We start from the raw sequence: 20,244 nt of genomic DNA, 5'->3' as shown, positions 1-20,244 counted from the left end.
TTCCCGGCGCCGAGCGATCCCCGACTTGGGGCCGGCGGTGAAGTGTTTGGCCGGTGTCCTGACTCGCCCCGGACCGGCCCGTGCTACCCCCGCGCCGTTGCCGGCCGCGGGTCAGTGAGCGTTCCGAGACGCTGTTCCGTCAACGGCGCGTCCTGCGCCGTGGTCGGCACAGGTGCCTCCGCTCCGCCGTTACTTCGGTGCACGTCCGATGAGGTGACCGTTGTGGTGACGGCTCCTTATTTCTGTACTTAAGCTGCGGGATCCGTCTCCAGCAGTTCGGAGCGCAGCGTGGTGAGGTGTTGGGGTTCCAGGCCGTTCCTGACTAGCCACTCGGCCGCGGTGCCGTGTTCTGCCCGGAACCAGTCCAAGAAGTTCCGCATCGATACCGCGTCGGCCCGCAGGTGCGCGGAGGTGAACCCCTTCGGCCGCCAGCCCTGCCGCTTCATGTGCGCCGCCACCGCGTCCCGGTCCACGATGGTGCAGGCGTAATCAGCCACGATGTCGTTGGTCGAGGCCCCCAGCAACGACAGGACCAACGCGATCACCGTGCCGGTGCGGTCCTTGCCCGAGGTGCAGTGGAGCCATACCGGGGCCCGGCAGTGCAGCGCGAGGGTGCGTACCGCCTCAACGATCTGACGTCGGTCCAGCCGGGTCATCTCGACGTAGAACGCGCTCAGGCCCCGGTTCCCGGGGGCGGCCAGCGCCGACCCGAAAGTCTCGAGGTCGCGGACCATCGGGATGTTGAAGACGTCGACGTCCGTGCCGAACGGCAGCGGACGGTTGGGGTCGACACGCTCCCGCGGGTGGTGGCGCAGGTCGATGACCGTGCGGATCCCGAGCGCGTCGCGCAGCACGGCAAGGTCTCGGGTCGAGCAGTCGTCGAGGTGGTCGGATCGGAACAGTCGCCCGGTCCGGACCCGTCGCCCGCCCGCAACCGGGATGCCGCCGAGGTCGCGGGCGTTCACCGCGCAGTCCAACTGGACCCAACGCGGGGCGTGCGGCGGCCCGGTCAAGGTCCCGTCGAGCAGCATCGGCAGTTCCCCTTGAAGAGTTGCGGACGTCGAGTCCCAGTCTCCGCGAGGGCATCCGCCGGCTGCCACGACGGTCGAGCGAACCCCAGGAGAACACCGCCCCCTCGCGCGTGCTCCGAAACGGCTACTGGAGGTATTTCTCGACCTGATCGACCGAGCGGGCGTGGGCGTTGCCAGGGTCCTCGCCGAACTCGCGGCGGGCACGGCGTTGCCGGAGTAAGTCCCAGCACTGGTCGAGTTCTTCCTCGAGTTGCTTGCGCCGGTGGGCGCCGTCCTCCTGGCTGGTCAACGAGTGCTCCTCCTCGACCAGGGCTCGGATCCGGCTCAGCACGTCCAAGTCGTCCGGCATGGCGCACATCCCTTCGCACGCAGGGGCCCGGCACTCGACCGCCGGAACGTTCCCACCCTACGGGCCGTCCACCGGACCGGCCTCGGCCAGGCCCGGCAGCGCGTCGCCGGACCGCAGGCTGCGGGACCGGCGACGCGCCGAACGGGTCGCTCAGATCCAGGCGTACTTGCTGGACCGCAGGTCCGCCTCGGCCGAGAACGGCAGGTAGCCCTCGCCGGAGAAGATCTTCTGCGGGACGGTGACCTGGACGAAGTTGCGCTTGGTGATCTCGTAGTAGTAGTTCGCCACGCGCTGGTCGATCTCCCAGAAGTCGTACTTCGGCGAGACGACCTCGTCCCAGACACCGGCCTTGCGCAGGTAGGGCAGCAGCATGTCGATGTAGTAGGACCAGATGCCGTTGGTGCACAGCTCGCGGCGCGGCATGCGGATGGTCTTGTCGTACATCTTGACCGTGGCGGTGCGGATCTTCTCCAGGTGCGGCTCCAGCTCGGTCAGCTTGAGCGGGTACACCTCACCCATCGGGGTGTCCCACTCCTGCCGCACGAAGATCGCCCCACCGGTGATGGCGGGGATGTAGTTCTTCGGGACCGTGAAGGTGGTGGAGATGTCGTTGACCCGGATCTCCTTGAGCCCGAGCTTCTCCGGGTCGATCACCACGGCCAGGGTGTAGCAGTGCGGAAGCTCGTCGCACACGTCCGACCAGTGGTAGACCCTCTCGTTGACGAACAGGTCGCGGATGATCAGCAGGCGGCCGTCGGGCAGCGGGTAGGGCCCGGTGTCGCCCAGACCCAGCCGGCAGTCGTAGTGGTCGAAGAACGCGAGCAACTCTGCGGTGGCGTTGAACCCGGTGAACCGCTGGTAGTCCTCGCTGCCCTCGTCGAAGTCGACGACCTCGCTCATCACCATGTCGATGACGGACTGGTCGTGGATCTGGCAACGGTAGTTGTCCTGGGAGTTCAGGATGTAGCCGTCCTGGCGCTTGCCCCACAGGACGCGTTGCATGAACTTCAGGATGATGTTCGATTCCTCGACGTAGTCGTCGGGGCCGATGGCCTCCAGCGCCAGCAGACCGCAGCGGCCCATGCCGAACGCGACCGCACCCAGGCACCAGTCGTGCACGCAGTTGATCTTGGTGCCGATCTCCTTACGGGCACTGGCACCGATGTCCATGACGCCTTCGGCGCCGATCCGGTCGGTCATCAGGCGCATGAACTGCGGGTAGCGATAGAACTCCTGCATGAAAGCCAGGATTTCGTACTCCTGACGGGGGATCATGCCCGAGACCCCCTCGGTGGCGCGCATGACCAGCACGTCCCAGATGTTCCACGCCAGGTAGTTGTTGAGGTCGTTGAGTTCATCGATAGTGAACTCGTCCTTCAGGACATCCTGTTTGGCGACCCTGCCCAGCACCCCGCTCTTGGCTCGCTCCCGCATCATGCGGTCGCCCTTGATGCCGTCGGGCACGCCGGGCATTCCCTTGAAGTTGCCGATGTACTCCAGGTTCTGGAACCGCAGGCCGTCGTCGCCCGGCTCGTAACGCTTCAGGTACTCCGCCTTGCCGTTCATACGATCAATCACTCCGATGTGATGGGTGGTCAGGTTGTCGGTGGGCGGTTCAGGCGGCCAGCACGATCTTGCCGCTTTCGTGGTCCGAGCAGTCCAGGGTGACCTTCTTGCCCTCGAGTTCGGCGACGATCTCGGCGAAGTGCTCGTCGCCGGCGTCGCCGACGATGTAGCGCGAGGGGCTGGAAGTCAGGTAGGCCGTCATCACGCAAGGGATCTGGAACTCGCGGGACAGGATGCCCAGATGGGACTCCGGGGCACCGGACATCGTGATCACGCCGATCGCGCCCATCGTCAGGGCCGGCGCGAGGAAGGTCGTGGTCCCACCACGCACGAGCAGGATGTGCTCGCCGAGCTTCCCACTCTTGATCAAGGCCATCACCGAGGCGGGGTCCTTCAGGTACTTCACCGTTCCGGTGGCGGTTTTGTTCGTCTCGAAGGCGTTGTAGCCCTGCGCGACCACGCTCATGTGATCCTCTCCTGGCTCGTTGTTCCGGGACTCAGTGGTTGGCTTCGGGGGTGGGGACGGCGGTGCGACCTAGCAACAGTCGCAGCGCCTCGGCCTGGCCGGCCGCCGCCGCCGCGAAGTGCCGATAACCCATGCGATGCAAGGCAGGGGCCAGCGCGGTGACCGAGCCGCCGGACAGGTCTACCCCGATGCGGGACGCGGAACCGGCCCGGGCCAGGCCGACCAGCAGGTCCTCGACCAGCGGCACGAGGCCCTCGTCGACCGCGTCGAACAGGAGTTCGGCGGGCTGACCGCAGGACGTCCGGATCAGTTCCGGCAGGTCCACCCACAGCGCGGCGCCGGTGGCCGCCAACTGCTCGGGGCGGGCCAGTACCGCTGCGTTCTGCAGGACCGCTCCGGCGCACAGGCCGGCATCGCCCAGCCGCTGGGCGAACGCCGAAACCTCGGCCGCGCTGCTCACCCCACCGATGTGGACGGTCAGGCGCTGGTGCCCGGTGGCGGCCGCGGACTGACCGATCGCGGTCAGGTAGGCGTCGAGCAGGGCCTGCGATCCCAACGGCCGCAACAGTTCCGGGGCCAGCGACGCCCACTCGCCGACCGAGCGCCGCGCCCGGGCCGAGGAGAGCACCGGCAGCCGCAGGTCGACCGGCTGCTCACCGGCCGCAACCAGCAGCGGGTCCAGCCCGGCGCGGATCGCGGGGACCAGGTGCTCGGCGACCTTCGCGCCCGGGTCGGCGCTGAGCGTGCCGAGCGCGTCGATCAGAACGTCGAGCCGGCCGACGCCGAGCAGCAGGTCGGTCAGCGCGACCACGCCGACACCCCACTGCGCCCCGACGGTGGTGGGGACCCAGACCGAGGCCGACGACGCGGCATCGGCCCAGCCCAGCAAGGCCGCCATGCGCGTCAGGTTCGACTCCGGGATCCCGCGGGGAATGTCGGCGGCGTAAACCCTTCCGGTGGCGCCGTCGACCGAGAGGAACGTGCCCTCCGGGTAGGTCTTTCCGTCGACCAGGAACACGCCCTCGTCCGGGCGGACGGCCAGCTCCGAGCAGCCGGTGACGCACGGCTTGTCCAAGGCGCGGGCCACCACCGCGGCGTGCGAGGTCGCGCCGCCGCGCGCGGTCACGACGGCCTGGGCGGCCAACATGCCGGGCAGGTCCTGCGGGCTGGTGGTGGCACGGACCAGGACCACCGGCTCGCCGGAGGCGGCCCGGTGGGCGGCGCGGTCGGCGTCGAGCACCGCGACGCCGCTGCCGTGGCCGGGCGAGGCGCCGATCCCGGAGACCAGCAGCTTGCCCGCCGTTTCGGCCTGCGCCAGGGCGGCGGCGTCGAACTCGGGGTCGACCAGCTTGCGCAGCTGGTCCGGGGTGACCCGGTGCAGCGCCTGATCAGTGGTGATCAGGCCTTCGTCGACCAGCTGGGTCGCGGTGGCCACGGCCGCGGCCGCGGTGCGCTTGGCGGCCCGGACCTGCAGCAGGTAGAGCTTCCCGTCCTCGACGGTGAACTCGATGTCCAACGCGTCCGTGTACTCGCGTTCCAGCCGGCGGCCGAACGCCTCGAGCTCGGCGACGACGTCGGCCCACGGCGACATGGCGAGCTTGTCCTCCTCACTCGTTCCTCGCTCGTCGGAGTCGCTCGCGTGCGCTCGCGGCTCGGCGAGATCGACCGGAGTCTTGGTGCCCGCGACGACCTCCTCGCCCTGACCACCGGCGAGGAACTCGCCGAACAGCCGGTTCTCGCCGGTCTTCGGGTCGCGGGTGAACGCGACGCCGCTGCCGGACAGGCCACCGAGGTTGCCGAACACCATCGCCTGGACGACGACCGCGGTGCCGAGGTCGTCCGGGATGCCGTGGTGGGCCCGGTAGGCCTTGGCCCGGCGGGAGTCCCACGAGGAGAAGACCGCGCGCACCGCGGCGATCAGCTGGTCGGCCGGATCGACGGGAGCCTGCGCGCCTTCGTCCTCCAGGCCGGCGACGATCGCCGTCTCCAGCGCGGCGGCCGTTTCCGGCGTCAGCCCCGCGGCCGCGGCGTCGCGTTGCTCGGCGACGGACTGCTTGAGCCACTCGCCGTCGCAGTCGAGCACGATGTCGGCGAACATCGCCCAGAAGCGCAGCCAGGTGTCGACGGCGAACTCGTCGCCGCCCGCCGCGGCCAGCCGCAGCACGGAGTTGCGGTCCAGGCCCAGGTTCAGGACTGTGTCCATCATCCCGGGCATGGAGATCTTGGCCCCGGAGCGGACCGACACCAGCAGCGGGACGCCGTCCCCGGCGACGAAACCCTTGCCCGTGGCGGCCTGCAGGCGCTCCATCGCTGCGCCGATGTCCTTGGGCAGGCCTTCCGGCAGGGTGCCGCCGTCCTCGCGGTAGGTGCGGCAGGCGTCGGTGTCGATCACGAACGCCGGCGGGACCGGCAGGCCCAGTCGATGCATCCGGCCCAGCCCGGCACCCTTGCCGCCGAGCCGATCGATCGCGTTCGGGTCCAGGTCGGGCAGGTCGTGCACGTAGCCGGTCATCGTTTGCTCCTCGCAGGGACGTGCGGATCGGGACTGTCCGGGTCGGGCGAGCGAGCCTCAGTGCGAACGGCCGCCGGTGACCTTGCGCTGGTCGCGGGGGGCGGTGAGGGTGGGCAGTTCGCACAGGTCCATGGCCTCGCCCCAGCCGACGTTGCCGTAGGTGTCGGTGAACTTCATGAACGAGGTGAAGCCGACCATGTTCATCCAGAACAGCCAGGGGTAGCCGTTCACGAATGTGCCGTCGAGGCGGTGCACGATCCCGCGCGTGTCGGTGAGCTCGGTGAAGACCTGGTCCGGAAACTTGTTCTCGTCGCGCTTCGTGGTGCCGAAGCCGCCGGCGAGGCCGTAGACCTGCCCGTCCTCGAGCACGTAGCCGTGGGCCAGTTGGTATTCCCCGCCGCCGGTGGAGGCGTCGAAGCTGTAGAGCGCGTGGATCGCGTAGTTCTCCGAGAAGTGGGCGTGCATCCAGGACATCTCCGGGATGCCGCGCTCCGGGCGCGGACCCCACGAGTGGTCCATGGTGGCGACGCAGCCGATGCTGTAGTGCTTGCCGCGGACCGACACGGTGCCGGTGACCTTGCCGGTGGTGTCGAAGTGGCCTTTGTACGCCGTGCCCCACTGGAAGCCGTCGTCCTTCGCCTTGGCCAGCGCGGCGGCGGTGATCGGGTCCTGCTCGGGGTCGTTGATGTCGTAGGGCTCCATCAGCCCGGCGTGCACGACGTCGATCGTGGTGCCCTCACCGTCGTCGTAGGTGACGTGCCAGGTGTGGTTGGGAACGACCGTCTCGACGCGCAGGCCGTTGTCGAGTGCGTAGGTGTGCAGCGAGCGCGGCTCCGGGATCGCCAGGTGGTTGCGCAGGTCGACGAAGTCCGCGCCCCACGGGGTGGTGGCCTGCTTGGTGTTCAGCACGATCAGCGAGGTGACGACGCCGAGGTTCGGGCGGAACAGCAGGTAGATGCCGCCGGTGAGCCCGGATTCGACGTCGTAGAAGCCGAAGTAGTTGGTCTCGGCCCAGGTCGGCGTGTCCGAACTCGGGGCGTGGAACTCGGCGTCGGCTGCGGTGATCATTCCCGGTCCTCTCGTCTGGTCGCTCGGAACGGGTCAATCGTGCGCGGGGCGGCGGATCGGTTCCATATCGACGGTGCGGCGCAACCACAGTCGGGTTTATCTTTCGGAGATAGATTCGCGGGTCGGTTCAGGAGGCAGCGGTGGGCACCGGAACGGAAGCCCTGGCGGCCGCGCTGGCGCGGGCGGCAGCTGCCGAGGCGGAGAACGCGTCGCTGCGGGCGGTCGCGGTGAAGGTCATGGCCGCGGTCGACCTGGAAGCCGCGTTGTCCTCCGTCACCCATGAGGCGCTCGCGGCGCTGGACGCCGACATCGCCGGGGTGTTCCTCCGCGAGGGCGAACGCATCGTCATGCGCGGCTGCGTGGGCAACCGGAACCGGCAGACTGCCCGGCTCCGGATGGGTCCCAACGAGGGCCTGGCCGGTCTGGTGTTCGCTACCGGCGACGTCGCGGGGGTCGACTCCTACGTGCGCAGCGAGGTGATCTCCGACCACTTCCGCGACCTGGCCCGGGCCGAGCAGGTGCGCTCGGCGTTGGCCGCCCCACTGAGCCTGGGCGGCGAGGTGATCGGGGTGCTCGAGGTCTGGCGGCGCCGCAGGGCGGTGTTCACCCCGGCCGAGACGCAGCGGTTGGTGGCGCTGGCGGAGCTGGGCGCGATCGCGCTGAACAACGCCCGGTTGCGCGACGCGACCACGCAGAGCATGCGGGAGGTGGAACTGGCGCACCGTCAGATGCAGACGCACCTGCACCGCGTCGAGCACGCCCTGGCTACCCAGCAGGAGTTGGTCTCCTCGATCATCGACGGCGGCGGGTCCGCCGCGATCGTGCGCATCGCCGCCCAGCGGACGTCCGGGACCACGGTCTATCTCGACGCCTACCTGGAACCGGTGGCCGTCTACCCGCCCGGCCGCGAGGCCACGGAGCTGACCCGGGTGCTGCGTGAGCACCTCTCCAGTGCCGGCCGGGCGGGCGGCCAGAGTTGGGTGCGCCGCGGCGAGCGGCCGGTGATCGTGCGGGCGGTGTCGTCGGGCACCGACCACTTCGGCTGGCTGGGACTGGCCGCCGGTGCCGACGCGAGCGACGAGGACTACGAGTTGGCCGTGACCCAGGCCAGCCTGGCCTGTTCGTTGAGCAACCTCCAGGAGCAGGCCGCGGCCCGCGCCCGCGCCGGCGCGCAGGAGGAGTTGCTGCTGAGCCTGCTCCACGACTCGGTCAATGAGCGGCGCACGGGGTTGACCCGCGCCCGCAGCCTCCGGATCGACCTGACCGGCCGACTGCGGGTGCTGGTCTGCGAACTGCGTGGCCTGGACGCGGCGGCGACAGCGGAAGGGTGGACCGGCACGCAGTTGGACGCGATCCGGCGCGGGCTGACCAACATCGTGCGCGCCGGACTCAGCGCCCGGGCCGTGCTGGTGGCCGGCCGCGACGACACCGTGCTGGTGCTGATGCGGGCCGTTGCCCTCTCGACCACTCGGGAGGCGCTCACCCGGGTCACCGCTGAACTGGTCGCCGCGCGCCCGGACATCGCGCCGACCTGGGGAGTCAGCGCCGTCCACGAGCGTCCCGCCGACCTGGCCGATGCACTGGCCGAGGCCCGCACCGCGCTGCGGGCGTTGCGACACGTGCCGGACCGGGCCGTGTCCTGCCACGACGATCTCGGCATCCTGCGGCTGATGCTGGCCGAGCCGGGCAGCACCGACCTCTCGCGCTTCGTCACCGAGACCGTCGGGCCGATCATCTCCTACGACCGGGCGCACCGCGGGGTGCTGATGCCGACCCTGCGCGCCTACTTCGACTGCGGTTGCTCGCAGCAGGACGCGGCCGCGCGGATGTTCATCCACGCCAAGACGATCAAATACCGATTGGTGCAGGTCGAGAAGCTGACCGGCCTCGACCTCGCCGACCACCACGACCGGTTGCGGGCCGACATAGCGGTCCGCGCCGCTGAACTGTTCGCGACCGGTGCCGCAGTGGATCCGGGCCCCGGGTCGGCTTAAGTTGGATTAGAATTTCGGCATGGTTGCGCAGAGCAGGACGAAGAAGCGCTCCGCGCCGTCGACCGATCCGGACGGCGGCTCGAAATCGGCCCGGACCCGCGCCCGGATCCTGGACGCCGCCGCACATGTGCTCAGCGTCAAGGGCTATGCCGGGATGCGACTGTCCGACGTCGCGGAGTACGCCGAGATCCAGACCCCGGCGATCTACTACTACTTCGCCTCGCGCGAGGACCTCGTCGAGGAGGTCATGTGGGTCGGCATCGCCGACATGCGCGACCACCTGGTCGGGGTGCTGGCCGCGGCGCCGGGCGACCTCCGGCCGATGGACCGGATCCTGCTCGCCGTCGAGGCGCACCTGCGGCACGAACTCGACCTGTCCGACTACACCACGGCCTCGATCCGCAACTCGGGTCAACTTCCGGAGAAGCTTCGCAAGCGCCAACTGGCCGAGGAGGCCAGGTACGGCGAGGTGTGGCGCAAGCTGTTCAAGGAGGCAGCGGCCGCCGGGGAGATCGACCCTGCGCTCGACCCCTATCTGGCGCAGATGCTCGTGATGGGTTCGTTGAACTGGACGGCCGAATGGTGGAAGCCCCGCCGGGGTTCGTTGGACAAGGTCGTCGCCGTCGCCGCGCAGCTGGTGCGCAACGGGCTGTCCCCGGCCTGATCCCCGGTTCGTCACGGGCTGTCGACTGACGTTCGGTCCCGTGCTTTAATTTAAGTTAGATTCGATTCAGGTCGGACGCGGAGTTGCCGGCCACCCCTACCGGACGAGGACGTTCCATGCCCGAGGCCTACATCGTCGACGCCGCGCGGACCGCGGTCGGCCGCCGCAACGGCGGCTTCGCCGGGGTGCACCCCGCCGACTTCGCCGCCCACACCATCAAGACCGTGGTCGAGCGGTCGGGGATCGACCCCGCCTGCATCGACGACGTGATCCTGGGTTGCCTGGACAACATCGGCGCCCAGGCCGGCGACATCGCCCGGACCGCCGCGTTGGCTGCCGGGCTGCCGGAATCCGTGCCGGGGGTGACGATCGACCGGCAGTGCGGGTCCGCACAGCAGGCCGTGCATTTCGCGGCCCAGGCCGTGATGAGCGGGACGGCCGACCTGGTGGTCGCCGGCGGCGTGCAGAAGATGAGCCAGTTCCCGATCCTGTCCGCGTTCGCGGCCGGCGAGCCGTACGGCTCCGTTGATCCGTGGACCGGGTGCGAGGGCTGGGCGGCCCGCTACTCCGATGAACAGATCTCCCAGTTCCGGGGTGCCGAGATGATGGCCGAGAACTGGAAGTTGACCCGCGAGGACTGCGAGGCCTGGTCGTACCAGAGCCACCAGCGCGCGCTTGCCGCGATCGCCGCCGGCCACTTCCGGCGCGAGATCACCGCCTACGCCGGGGTCGACACCGACGAGGGGCCGCGGGCCGACACGTCTCTGGAGAAGATGGCCTCGCTGCAAACGCTCGTGCCGGGGGGAGTCCTGACCGCGGCGGTGGCCAGCCAGATCTCCGACGGCTCGGCGGCCTTGCTGGTGGCGAGCGAAGCCGCGGTCCAGCGGTTCGGCCTCACGCCGCGGGCCCGCGTGCATCACCTGTCGGTGCGCGGCTCGGACCCGATCATGATGCTCGAGGCGCCGATCCCGGCCACCCAACACGCGCTCAAGCGGGCAGGCCTGACCATCGACGACATCGACGTGGTGGAGATCAACGAGGCGTTCGCCCCGGTCGTTCTGGCGTGGAACATCGAGCTGGGGGCCGATCCGGCCAAGGTCAACCCGAACGGCGGCGCGATCGCGCTGGGCCATCCCATCGGATGCACCGGCGCGCGGCTGATGACATCGTTGCTGCACGAGCTCGAGCGGACCGGGGGGCGCTACGGCCTGCAGACGATGTGCGAGGGCGGCGGGCAGGCCAACGTCACGATCCTCGAAAGGCTCTCCAGCCGTGGAACGTAACCTCTACGAAGCCGATCACGAGGACTACCGCGGCACCGTTCGGGAGTTCCTCGAGCGCGAGGTCGTGCCGCACAAGGACCAGTGGGACACCGAGCGCTGGATCCCACGAGAGGTGTACGCCCGGGCCGCCGAGGTCGGCATCTACGCCCTCGCCGTCCCGGAGGAGTACGGCGGCGCCGGCGAGCTGGACTACCGGTTCCGGCTGGTCACCTGCGAGGAGGTCGCCAAGGTCAACGCCCTGTCCTTCGGGGTGACCCTCGGACTGCAGGACGACCTGGTGCTGGCCTACCTGCTCGACATCACCGACGTCGAGCAACGCAAGCGCTGGCTCCCCGCGTTCGCGAAGGGCGAACTGCTCGGTGCGTTGGCGATGACCGAACCGGGCGCCGGCAGCGACCTGCGCGGCATCCGGACCTCGGCCCGCCGCGACGGCGACCACTGGGTCCTGAACGGCCAGAAGACCTTCATCTCCAGCGGGATCATGGCCGATCTCGTCGTCGTCGCGGCCCGCACCGACCCGGAGGCCGGATCCCGCGGGTTCTCGCTGTTCGTCGTGGAGGCCGGAACTCCGGGCTTCGTGCGCGGCCGGAAGCTCGACAAGATCGGGCTTCCCGGGCAGGACACCGCGGAACTCTTCTTCGACGACGCGCGGGTCCCGGCCGAGAACCTGCTCGGCGAACAAGGCCGCGGGCTGTACTACCTGATGAGCCACCTGCCCCGCGAGCGGCTGGGAATCAGCGCGATGGCCATTAGCACCACGCGCGCGGTCTTCGAGATGACCGTCGAGTACTGCAAGCAGCGCACCGCGTTCGGCCAGCGGATCGCCGACTTCCAGAACACGCGGTTCGCGCTGGCCGAGATGTCGACGGAGATCGACGTCGCCGAGGCCTACGTCGACCGCTCGGTGCTGGCCTACAACCGCGGCGCACTCAGCGACGTCGACGCGGCCAAGGGCAAGTGGTACATCAGCGAACTGCAGAAGCGCGTCATCGACCGATGCCTGCAGCTGCACGGCGGCTACGGATATATGACCGAGTACCCAGTGGCGAAGGCCTACGTAGACACGCGCGTGCAGACCATCTACGGCGGGACCACCGAGATCATGAAGGAACTGATCGGCCGCGACCTGCTCCGGGACTGACGATCATCGATGATCGAGCGGGGCACTCTCATACGTGAGCGGGGTTCTCTCATACGCGAGGGGGGGTCAGCCGACGGGGTTCCGCCCAGGCACCGCGGCGGACAGGTCGACCACCTCGGACCAGCGCTGCGCGACCTCGGCCACCGTCGGCGGGGTCGGCCAACGCACGCCGTCGTTCTGGAACAGGGCCACCCGGTAGAGCTCGCCGCCGCCGACCACGAAGACCGCGCCGGTGGTGTCCAACTCCTCCGACAGCAGATGGACCACGACCGGCGCGACGTGCTCGGGGCCGAGTGCGGCGAGCACCTCCGGCGGCGCGACGTCGGCCGTCATCCGGGTCGCGGCCATCGGAGCGACCGCGTTGACGCGGATGTTGTTCCGCGCCCCCTCCAGCGCCAGCGTGTTCGCCAGGCCGACGAGGCCGTTCTTGGCCGCCCCGTAGTTCGCCTGGCCGAAGTTGCCGAACAGGCCACTGGTGGACGTGGCCATCACGATGCGGCCGAAGTTCTGCTCGCGGAAGTACGGCCAGGCAGCGGAAGTGACGTGGTACGCCCCGTACAGGTGAACCTTCAGCACGGAGTCCCACGACTCGGCGTCGAGCTTGGCGAAGCTCTTGTCGCGCAGGATCCCGGCGTTGTTGACCAGGCCGTGGATCGCGCCGAAGGACTCCACCGCGGTGCGGACGACACTTGCCGCACCCTCGGGGGTGGCGACGCTGTCGTAGTTCGCGACGGCGGTCCCGCCGGCCTCCTTGATCTCCGCGACCACCTGGTCGGCCATCGCCGAGCCGGCTCCCGAGCCGTCGCGCGAGCCGCCGAGATCGTTGACCACGACGTTCGCGCCGTGGTGCGCCAGCAGCAGTGCGTACTCCCGGCCCAGGCCGCCGCCCGCGCCGGTGACCACGACGCTGCGACCTTCGACTCCGGACATCGATGTGCTCCTCGGGGTTCGTGCGGACTCAGGCCAGGTACTGCTTCTTCAGCTCACCCTTCAGCAGCTTCCCGGTGGGCGTGCGCGGCAGGTCGGCGACGAAGTCGACGGAGCGCGGCACCTTGAAGCGCGCGATCCGCCCGCGGACGTGCTCGACCAGCGCCGCGGCGAGCGCGTCGTCGCCGACGATGCCCTCGCGCAGTTGGACCACCGCCTTGACCGCCTCGCCGAAGTCCGGGTCGGGGACGCCGATCACGGCGACGTCGTGGACCGCGGGGTGCATCGTCAGGACGTTCTCGATCTCCTGCGGATAAATGTTCACGCCGCCGGAGATGATCGTGAACGCCTTGCGGTCGGTGAGGAACAGATAGCCGTCCTCGTCGAGGTAACCGAGGTCGCCGACCGCCGTCCAGGTCGGATGTTCGGGGTGCTGCGCGGCCCGGCTCCTGGCCGGGTCCTTGTGGTATTCGAACGGCACGTAGGGGCGCTCGAAGTACACGGTGCCGACCTCACCGACGGCGAGTTCGGTGCCGTCGTCGGCGCAGATGTGCGCCGGGCCGAGCACACTGCGGCCCACCGAGCCCGGCTTCTTCAGCCAGTCCGCCGACCCGATCACCGTCAGCCCGTTGCCCTCGGTGGCGCCGTAGTACTCGACCAGGATCGGCCCCCACCAGTCGATCATCGCCTGCTTCACGTCCGGTGGACAGGGCGCCGCCGCGTGGATCGCGAGACGCAGACTGCTCAGGTCGGGGCCGGTCCGGGTCGTGTCGTCGAGTTGCAGCAGCCGGACGAACATCGTGGGAACCATCTGCAGCACGGTGACCTGGTGCTCGGCCACTGCGCGCAGCGAAGCTTCGGCGCCGAATTTCTCCATCATCACCACGGTTCCGCCGTGGGCGTGGACGACGCCGCACCAGCGCAGCGGTGCCGCGTGGTAGATCGGGGCGGGGGAGAGGTAGACGTCCGAGGCCGACAGGCCGAAGAAGTTCCCGGTCATCTGCGTCAGCGGGTCACCCGGCTGGTCGATGTCGATGCCGAGGAACGGCGGCTTGACGCCCTTGGGCCGGCCGGTGGTGCCCGAGGAATAGAGCATGTCGGCCCCGCGCGGTCCGATCGGCAGCTTGCCCCGGGCGCCGGCGACGAGGTCCTCGTAGTCGCCGTGCTCGTCGATCTGCCCGTCGATCGCGAAGCGGTGAAGCATCTGCGGGGTTCGGGCGGCGATCTTCGTCGAGATCTCCGCGAGCGGCGCGGCGACGAACAGCACCTTGGCGTCGCAGTCGTCGACGATGTAACCGGCCTCGTCGACGGACAGGTTGTAGTTGACGGCGGTGAGATAGAAACCGCCCCGCAGCGCGGCCCAGTAGAGCTCGATCGCCTCAGGGCGGTTGTCGGTCAGCATCGCGATGACGTCGCCCTGGCGCAGCCCGAGATCAGCCAGCGCCTGGGCCAGGCGGGCCGAGCGCTCCTCGAGCTGCGCGTAGGTCGTCACCCGCCCGCTGGTCATCACGATCGCGGGCTTGTCGGGGTGCTCGACGCAATGGGCTCCGGGGTACATCTCGGCACCACCTCAGTGGTTGAAGCAATCTTAGAAAACGAGCTTCCTGCAGCGCTGCGAGGAGTGTAGTCATCAGCGCAACATCAAGCCCGCACTAGGAGACTGCTCCATTTCCACCCGCCGGCCGTCCGGCATCGGAACTGATCCCCGATTCAAAATTGGGCCCATACGCAGGCCCTTGGTGGCGGAAGATCGCAGGCACGAGGTTCCGGCCCTGTCGGGACACGACTCACCCATGCAGACGCGGTCCACGCGCGGTGCCACGACTGGGTCGGTACTGTGATTTCGCTTCCGTCGTGTCAAGCGGAGGCAGCGGTGGCCAGGCCGCCGGAGATCGATTCGGGCGGGGAGGTCACGGTGCCGCAACGACGGGCGGCCGGGGGGCTCGAGGAGCAGGTCCTGGCGGTGCTCGGCGCCGCCGACAGCCCGCTCGGGCCGCGGGATGTCCAGGATCGCCTGGGCGGTGCGCTGGCCTACACGACGGTCACCACGACGTTGCAGCGCCTGCGCGACAAGGGCGCGCTGGTCAGCGTGCCGGGGCCGGGGCGGGCCCGGGCTTACCGGCTTGCGGCGCCGGACTCGCAACTGCCGGCGACGATGACCGCGCGCAGCATGAGTCGGCTGTTGGCGTCGGAGGACGACCGGGCCGGAGTGCTGGCGTACTTCGTCGCCGACCTGAGCCCGGACGACGCCGCTCTGCTCAGCGAACTACTGGCCGCGGAACGGACCGACGGCCGGCCGTGAGCGCCTGGCGCCGGTCCCGTTTCATCGCCGTGATCAGCCTGGCCGGTACGATCTGACGCGGCGTCAGCGCCGGGGCCGCCGCCGGGCCGCGATCCCGTCGATGAGCAGCGTCAGCCCGGCCTCGAAGGCCGCCGCGCTGTCGCGGGCCACCAGTTGGCCCGCCAGCTCGATCACCCGCGGGAAGTCCTCGCGGGCCAGTCGATGCAGGCCCGGCAAGGGACCTGACGCGGCGCGGGCGAGGACGATCTCGCGTTGCACCGAGCCGAAGGTGTAGGCCACCAGTGCGTCGAAGGCGTGCACGACCTCCGGACCTTTCAGCCCGGCTCGCTGCAGCGCCCCGAACAACGACTCCGCGCCGCGGTAGGCGCCGCCCGAGTCGAGTCGGTGCATCGCCGTGATCGGCAGCAGTTCCGGGTGCTCCAGGAACACCGAGCGGACCGAGCGCAGCACCGTCACGATGTGTTCCTGCCACGGCAGTGCGTCGTCCTCAGGCAGCTCGACCAGGTTGAACAGCTGGTCGGCCAGAGCCTGCAGCAGCTCGTCCTTCGTGCGGAAGTAGCCGTACAGCGTCATCACGCCGACGCCGCACTCCCGGGCCAGCCGGCGCATGTTGAGCGCGTCGTAGCCCTCCTCGGCGATCAGCCGGGCGGCCGCCTCGACGATCACGTCGAGGCTGAGTCGCGCTTGCTCGGGTCTGGTCATAACCTGTACCGTACATGTACGGTGCCGCCATGGTGACCACCTCGATCCCACTGATCTCCGATCGCTTCACCCCGCCCGCGGCCTTCGCCGCCTACGCCCAAGGCGCCGCTGGCAGCGGCGTGGTGGACGAGTTGCTGGTCTGGGACCAGATGACGAACTTCTGGCCGCGCCAGCTGTGGAACCCGGAGAACTCCCCGCTGGCCGCGCTGCTGCCGGACATCGACTCCTACGCCGACGCGTACGCACTCAGCGCCTACGTGCTGGCGGCCGCGCCGAATCTCGGCATCACGGTGAGCACCGACGCGATCCGCCGTGGCCCGGCCGAGTTGTTCCAGACGATGCTCACGCTGCAGAACATGTCCGCCGGTCGCATCACCGTGATGATGGGCGCCGGCGAGGCCAAGCAGGCGACGCCCTACGGCTGGAAGCGGTCAGAAGGCCTGGCCCGCTTGGAGGACCAGTTCCACAGCTTCCATGCGCTGTGGGACGCGACCAGCGGCCCGGTCGACACCACCGGCAACCACTGGAGCCTGAAGAACGCCTGGATGGGCAGCGCTCGGGGCGCCCGGCCGCATCTGTGGGCGCTGGGCGGCGGACCGAAGCTGCTCGATCTCGGCACGTCCTACTCCGACGGCATGGCCGCGATCGTGCCCTCGGTGTACCCGACGCCGGAGTCGTTCGGAGTCGGCATCGGCGAGCTGAAGAAGACGCTGGTCGAGAAGGGTCGCGACCCGGAGGCCTTCGGCTTCGGGCTGTGGTTCATGGCCGCGGTGCACGAGGACGAAGAGGTGATCCGCAAAGCCTTGCGGGGCAAGCTGTTGCGCTACATGGCGGGCATCGCCGGCCGGGTGGAAATGGCCGCCTGGACCCGCGAGGGCATCACCCCGCCGATGCCCGAGGACTGGCACTACGCCGTCAAGTTGCGGCCCGTGGAGTGGACCGACAGCCAGATCGAGGAGTTCCTCGACCGGATCACCGATGAGATCGTCGAGCGCTCCTACGTGAAGGGCACTCCGGAGCAGGTCGCCGCGCAGGTGCAGCCCTATGTCGACGCGGGCGCCACCTGGGTCAGCGTCTGCGACCTGATGCCGCTCGTGCTCGAACCCGAGGACGCACAGCAGGCATTGGGCCGCAACATCGAGATCTGCCGCCGCCTGAAGGCGGCCGGGTGATGGCCGACCTCAGCGCGTACGTGATTGCGGGCGCGGTCAGCGCCCACGACAGGCCCCGAAAGTTCGTCACCGAGTCGCGCACGGTTGCCGAGGGCATCGAGGACGGCGTGGCCGCCGAGCGCCTCGGCTTCCACCGCGCGTTCCTGTCCGAGCGCTACGACATCAAGCACGCCGACGTGCTGTTGGCCGCCATCGCTGCGCGCACCTCCACGCTGCGCCTGGCCACCGGCACCATCGACCCGCAGACCCGGCAGGTGTGGAACACCGCCGCGTTCGGCGCCACCATGCACGCCTGCTTCGGCCCGCGCCTGGCCATCGCCCTCGGCCTCGGCGACGACGCCATCTTCAAGCGGATGGGGCTGACCAAGGCCTCCTACGCCGACATGGAGGAGTACGCGCGGATGTACCGCGCGCTGTGGCGCGGGGAGTCGGTCTCCTACACCGGGCAGTCCGGGTCGTTCGAGAACTTCTCCTTCTCCGAGACCTACGCCGGCCCGCCGCCGGAGCTGTGGCTGGGGTCGTTCGCGAACCCGCTGGGGGCGCGCACCGTTGCTGCCGCCTACGACGGCGTGATCCTGCCGCCGGTGTTCACGCCGCACGCGACCAAGGCCGCCGTCACACGCATCCACGAGGCGTGCGAGCGCATCGGCCGGGACCCGGCGTCGGTGCGCATCTGCCAGGCAGTGATCACCGCGCCGGACCTCGACGAGGAGGAGTTCCGGCAACTCGCGCACGGCCGCGCGACCACGTACTTCGTCTACCCGGGCTACGGGGAGAAGTTGGCCCGGGTCAATGGCTGGGACGAGCAGGTCGTGCTCAAGGTGCGCGACCACCCGATCTTCTCCGGGCTGGGCAAGGTCGCGGACATGGCGATGCACCGCCACCAGATGATGGACGCGGCGGCGCTGATCCCCGACGAATGGATGCTCGACTCGTGTGCGTTCGGTACCGCCGCGCAATGTGCGGCGAACCTTGCGCGCTTCGCCGACGCGGGCGCGGATGAGATCGCGACGTACGGCTCCACCCCGGAGCAGAACGCGGGGCTGCTGGCGGCCTGGAAGGTGATGGCATGAGCGGCGTCGAGCGCGTGGAGAAGCTGGGGATCGACTGGCTGCGCGAGGCACTGGGTGCTGAGGTCACGTCATTCGAAGTGCAGCCCGTCGCCTTCAGCGGCGCCACCACGGACATGGCACGCCTGCACATCTCCCGGACAGACGGCGGACCGGCCACCCTCATCGCGAAGTTGCGCGGAGAGCGCGACATCCAGCAGCAGATGGATCAGGTGATGGGGCTGTTCGCCCGCGAAGCGGCGTTCTACGCGGGCTATGCCTCCGCGGTGCCGGTGCGCACCCCGCGGTGCTGGTTCATCGGCGACGGGGACGTGGCCCCCCTGTTGCTGGAGGACCTGGGCAGCCAGCGGATGGGCGACCAGATGGACGGCATGACGTTGCCCGACGCGCAAGTGACAATGGACGCGCTGGGCGACCTGCACGCCGCGTACTGGGGCTCCGACCAGCTGGCCGACCCGGCGCTGGCCTCCCCCGGCGAGGGTATCTTCGCCGCGCTGATCGGCCAACTGGTCGCCAGCGGCGCGCCGGCCCTGGCGGAACGTTACGGCGATCGGGTCTCCCCGGACGTCCTGGCCGCGATCCTGGAACGCGCCCCGGCCTGGCCGGAGATCCTGGCCCGCCTGGTCGAGGGCCCGCAGACGCTGATCCACAACGACGCCCGGCTGGACAACCTGTTCTTCGGCGCCGACGGCACGCCCTGCTTCATCGACTGGCAGGCGGTCGCCCGCGGCCGGGGCACCCAGGACGTGGGCAACCTGCTGGCCGGGAGCATGGACGGCGACGACCTGTCGGCGAACTGGCAGTCCCTGCTCAAGCGGTACCACGCGCGACTGGTGGGCAACGGGATCGGCGGGTACTCCTTCGACGACGCCGTCGCGCACTACCGACAGAACATCGTCTACCCGCTGGGCGCGGGCATGGCGCTGATCGGAGCCATGGACATCGGCGACGGCCGCGGCCTGGGCGATCGCATCATCACCCGCTGCCTGCGCCACATTGCCGAGCTGGACTCGTTCGCGGTGCTCTGAGCACCGTCGGTCAGCGGGTGCTCCACCCCTCGGCCAGTGCGGCCCGCAACGCGGTCCGCACCGGCCGGGTACCGGCCCGCGGGTTGGTGCTGAGCTCGAAGTCGCAGTAGCCGGTGCGGCCGTCGGACAGTTCGACCTCGCACACCGAGTCGACCCAGGTCACATTGTGATTACCCGTCACAACTCCGTCGACCACGGTGCACCGCGCGTGCAGGACCTCGCCGTCCGGCAGCGTCATCCGGAGTTCGCCACCGCGGTGGGTCAGCGCGTCGACCTCCATGAACGCGACCACGTCGACGTCCTTGGCGATCGTCACGACGCCGTTGCGCACCACGTAACCGACTGCCACCGTGGTGTCGTCGACCGCGTGCCAGGCGATCGAGCCGAACGACAGCTCCGGTGAGATCGAGCCGGACACCCACCGGTGCGAGAGCAGCATGTCCCAGCGGCGCGGGCCCCAGGAGTGGTCGCGGTGGCACATCGCGTCGACGGTGTAGCTGCGGCCCTGAAGCGTGACGGTCCCCCGGGCGCGACCTGAGGTCTCGTAGTGGTGCTTGGCGAAGTCGTCGACCATGCTTCCGCCGGAGGGGAAGAAGTCGGTGAGCGGATAGAAGTTGTCCACTCGCAGGTCGAGTTCGAGGTCCTCCTCCTTGACCTGTACCCGCGGCAGCCCGTCCTCGATGTCCCACGTCGAGCCGCCGGCCCGGAAGCCGCGTGGGGTTTCCGCCGCGAGCAGCGGGACCCGCTCCACTCGACGGAACCGGGCTTGGCGGTCGAACACGAAGCAGCACAACGCGGCCTCGCCGGAACCGGCGTGCGGTTCGTGCCCGATCCGGTGCACCCCGCCGACGCCGATCGCCGGGTCGTACCAGTGCACGAACACGCTTTCCTGCCACCACGGGTCCGGACCGGGGGTGTGGTTGCCCTCGTCATCCTCGCCGTACACGTAGTCGTCACTCATGAAAGTCC

18 protein-coding genes are annotated in these 20,244 nt (G+C 69.5%); 8 read left to right on the top strand and 10 right to left on the bottom strand.

The annotated features are described in order from the left end of the window. Positions 1 to 248 precede the first annotated feature (248 nt). The 6 genes from VHU88_07585 to VHU88_07560 form a co-directional block, all read right to left on the bottom strand. Entirely contained in the window at positions 249 to 1,031 is a 783-nt protein-coding gene (locus tag VHU88_07585; GenBank protein HEX3611535.1) for a tyrosine-protein phosphatase, read from the bottom strand. A gap of 124 nt (positions 1,032 to 1,155) precedes the next feature. Further along, entirely contained in the window at positions 1,156 to 1,380 is a 225-nt protein-coding gene (locus tag VHU88_07580; GenBank protein HEX3611534.1) for a DUF2630 family protein, read from the bottom strand. Between the two features lie 150 nt (positions 1,381 to 1,530). Continuing rightward, entirely contained in the window at positions 1,531 to 2,946 is a 1,416-nt protein-coding gene (locus VHU88_07575; GenBank protein HEX3611533.1) for a hypothetical protein, read from the bottom strand. 49 nt (positions 2,947 to 2,995) lie between these two features. After that, on the bottom strand, positions 2,996 to 3,412 hold the full coding sequence (locus VHU88_07570; protein HEX3611532.1) for a PEP-utilizing enzyme: 417 nt from the start codon (positions 3,410 to 3,412) through the stop codon (positions 2,996 to 2,998). 31 nt (positions 3,413 to 3,443) lie between these two features. Next, a complete protein-coding gene (locus VHU88_07565; protein ID HEX3611531.1) occupies positions 3,444 to 5,924 on the bottom strand; it encodes a pyruvate, phosphate dikinase in 2,481 nt (826 codons plus the stop codon). A 57-nt stretch (positions 5,925 to 5,981) separates the two neighbouring features. Further along, on the bottom strand, positions 5,982 to 6,992 hold the full coding sequence (locus tag VHU88_07560) for a hypothetical protein (GenBank protein ID HEX3611530.1): 1,011 nt from the start codon (positions 6,990 to 6,992) through the stop codon (positions 5,982 to 5,984). Positions 6,993 to 7,132: 140 nt separating this feature from the next. On the opposite strand from VHU88_07560, the gene VHU88_07555 reads away from it, so the two are divergent. The 4 genes from VHU88_07555 (at position 7,133) to VHU88_07540 (ending at position 12,074) form a co-directional block, all read left to right on the top strand. Next, positions 7,133 to 8,986, top strand: coding sequence for a helix-turn-helix domain-containing protein (locus tag VHU88_07555; protein ID HEX3611529.1), 1,854 nt, complete (start codon positions 7,133 to 7,135; stop codon positions 8,984 to 8,986). 19 nt (positions 8,987 to 9,005) lie between these two features. Next, positions 9,006 to 9,650 carry a TetR/AcrR family transcriptional regulator gene (locus VHU88_07550; GenBank protein ID HEX3611528.1) on the top strand — a complete coding sequence of 215 codons (645 nt, stop codon included), beginning with the start codon at positions 9,006 to 9,008 and terminating at the stop codon, positions 9,648 to 9,650. A 116-nt stretch (positions 9,651 to 9,766) separates the two neighbouring features. Beyond that, positions 9,767 to 10,933, top strand: coding sequence for an acetyl-CoA C-acetyltransferase (locus VHU88_07545; GenBank protein ID HEX3611527.1), 1,167 nt, complete (start codon positions 9,767 to 9,769; stop codon positions 10,931 to 10,933). Then, the gene (locus tag VHU88_07540) at positions 10,923 to 12,074 is read left to right on the top strand and encodes an acyl-CoA dehydrogenase family protein (GenBank protein HEX3611526.1); all 1,152 of its coding nucleotides are present in this window, start codon (positions 10,923 to 10,925) and stop codon (positions 12,072 to 12,074) included. Before VHU88_07545 ends, VHU88_07540 begins: the two co-directional genes overlap by 11 nt. A gap of 66 nt (positions 12,075 to 12,140) precedes the next feature. Here the strand turns inward: VHU88_07540 and VHU88_07535 are convergent, their stop codons facing one another. Together VHU88_07535 and VHU88_07530 are read right to left on the bottom strand one after the other, a co-directional pair. Then, a complete protein-coding gene (locus tag VHU88_07535; protein HEX3611525.1) occupies positions 12,141 to 13,004 on the bottom strand; it encodes an SDR family oxidoreductase in 864 nt (287 codons plus the stop codon). A 28-nt stretch (positions 13,005 to 13,032) separates the two neighbouring features. After that, entirely contained in the window at positions 13,033 to 14,559 is a 1,527-nt protein-coding gene (locus tag VHU88_07530; protein ID HEX3611524.1) for an acyl-CoA synthetase, read from the bottom strand. A 315-nt stretch (positions 14,560 to 14,874) separates the two neighbouring features. Between VHU88_07530 and VHU88_07525 the strand changes: the two genes are divergently transcribed. Then, positions 14,875 to 15,303, top strand: coding sequence for a BlaI/MecI/CopY family transcriptional regulator (locus VHU88_07525; protein HEX3611523.1), 429 nt, complete (start codon positions 14,875 to 14,877; stop codon positions 15,301 to 15,303). Between the two features lie 63 nt (positions 15,304 to 15,366). Here VHU88_07525 and VHU88_07520 read toward each other — a convergent pair whose 3' ends face one another. After that, positions 15,367 to 16,005, bottom strand: a complete 639-nt coding sequence (locus VHU88_07520) for a TetR/AcrR family transcriptional regulator (GenBank protein HEX3611522.1) — start codon at positions 16,003 to 16,005, stop codon at positions 15,367 to 15,369. Positions 16,006 to 16,019: 14 nt separating this feature from the next. On the opposite strand from VHU88_07520, the gene VHU88_07515 reads away from it, so the two are divergent. Genes VHU88_07515 through VHU88_07505 form a run of 3 tightly spaced genes read left to right on the top strand, consistent with a single transcriptional unit; the run spans position 16,020 to position 19,275 of the window. Next, complete coding sequence (locus tag VHU88_07515) at positions 16,020 to 17,177, top strand: LLM class flavin-dependent oxidoreductase (GenBank protein ID HEX3611521.1); 1,158 nt, start codon at positions 16,020 to 16,022, stop codon at positions 17,175 to 17,177. Then, positions 17,177 to 18,250, top strand: coding sequence for a TIGR03857 family LLM class F420-dependent oxidoreductase (locus VHU88_07510; GenBank protein HEX3611520.1), 1,074 nt, complete (start codon positions 17,177 to 17,179; stop codon positions 18,248 to 18,250). The genes VHU88_07515 and VHU88_07510 overlap by 1 nt, the downstream gene beginning before the upstream one ends. Then, on the top strand, positions 18,247 to 19,275 hold the full coding sequence (locus VHU88_07505; GenBank protein HEX3611519.1) for a phosphotransferase: 1,029 nt from the start codon (positions 18,247 to 18,249) through the stop codon (positions 19,273 to 19,275). The genes VHU88_07510 and VHU88_07505 overlap by 4 nt, the downstream gene beginning before the upstream one ends. A 10-nt stretch (positions 19,276 to 19,285) precedes the next feature. Here the strand turns inward: VHU88_07505 and VHU88_07500 are convergent, their stop codons facing one another. Beyond that, complete coding sequence (locus tag VHU88_07500; protein ID HEX3611518.1) at positions 19,286 to 20,236, bottom strand: propanediol utilization protein; 951 nt, start codon at positions 20,234 to 20,236, stop codon at positions 19,286 to 19,288. Positions 20,237 to 20,244 lie beyond the last annotated feature (8 nt).

The organism is Sporichthyaceae bacterium (genome assembly GCA_036269075.1).
Taxonomy (GTDB): Bacteria; Actinomycetota; Actinomycetes; order Sporichthyales; family Sporichthyaceae; genus DASQPJ01.
The sequence above is the reverse complement of the archived record's forward strand: the minus strand, read 5'-3'. Positions and strand labels throughout refer to the sequence as shown.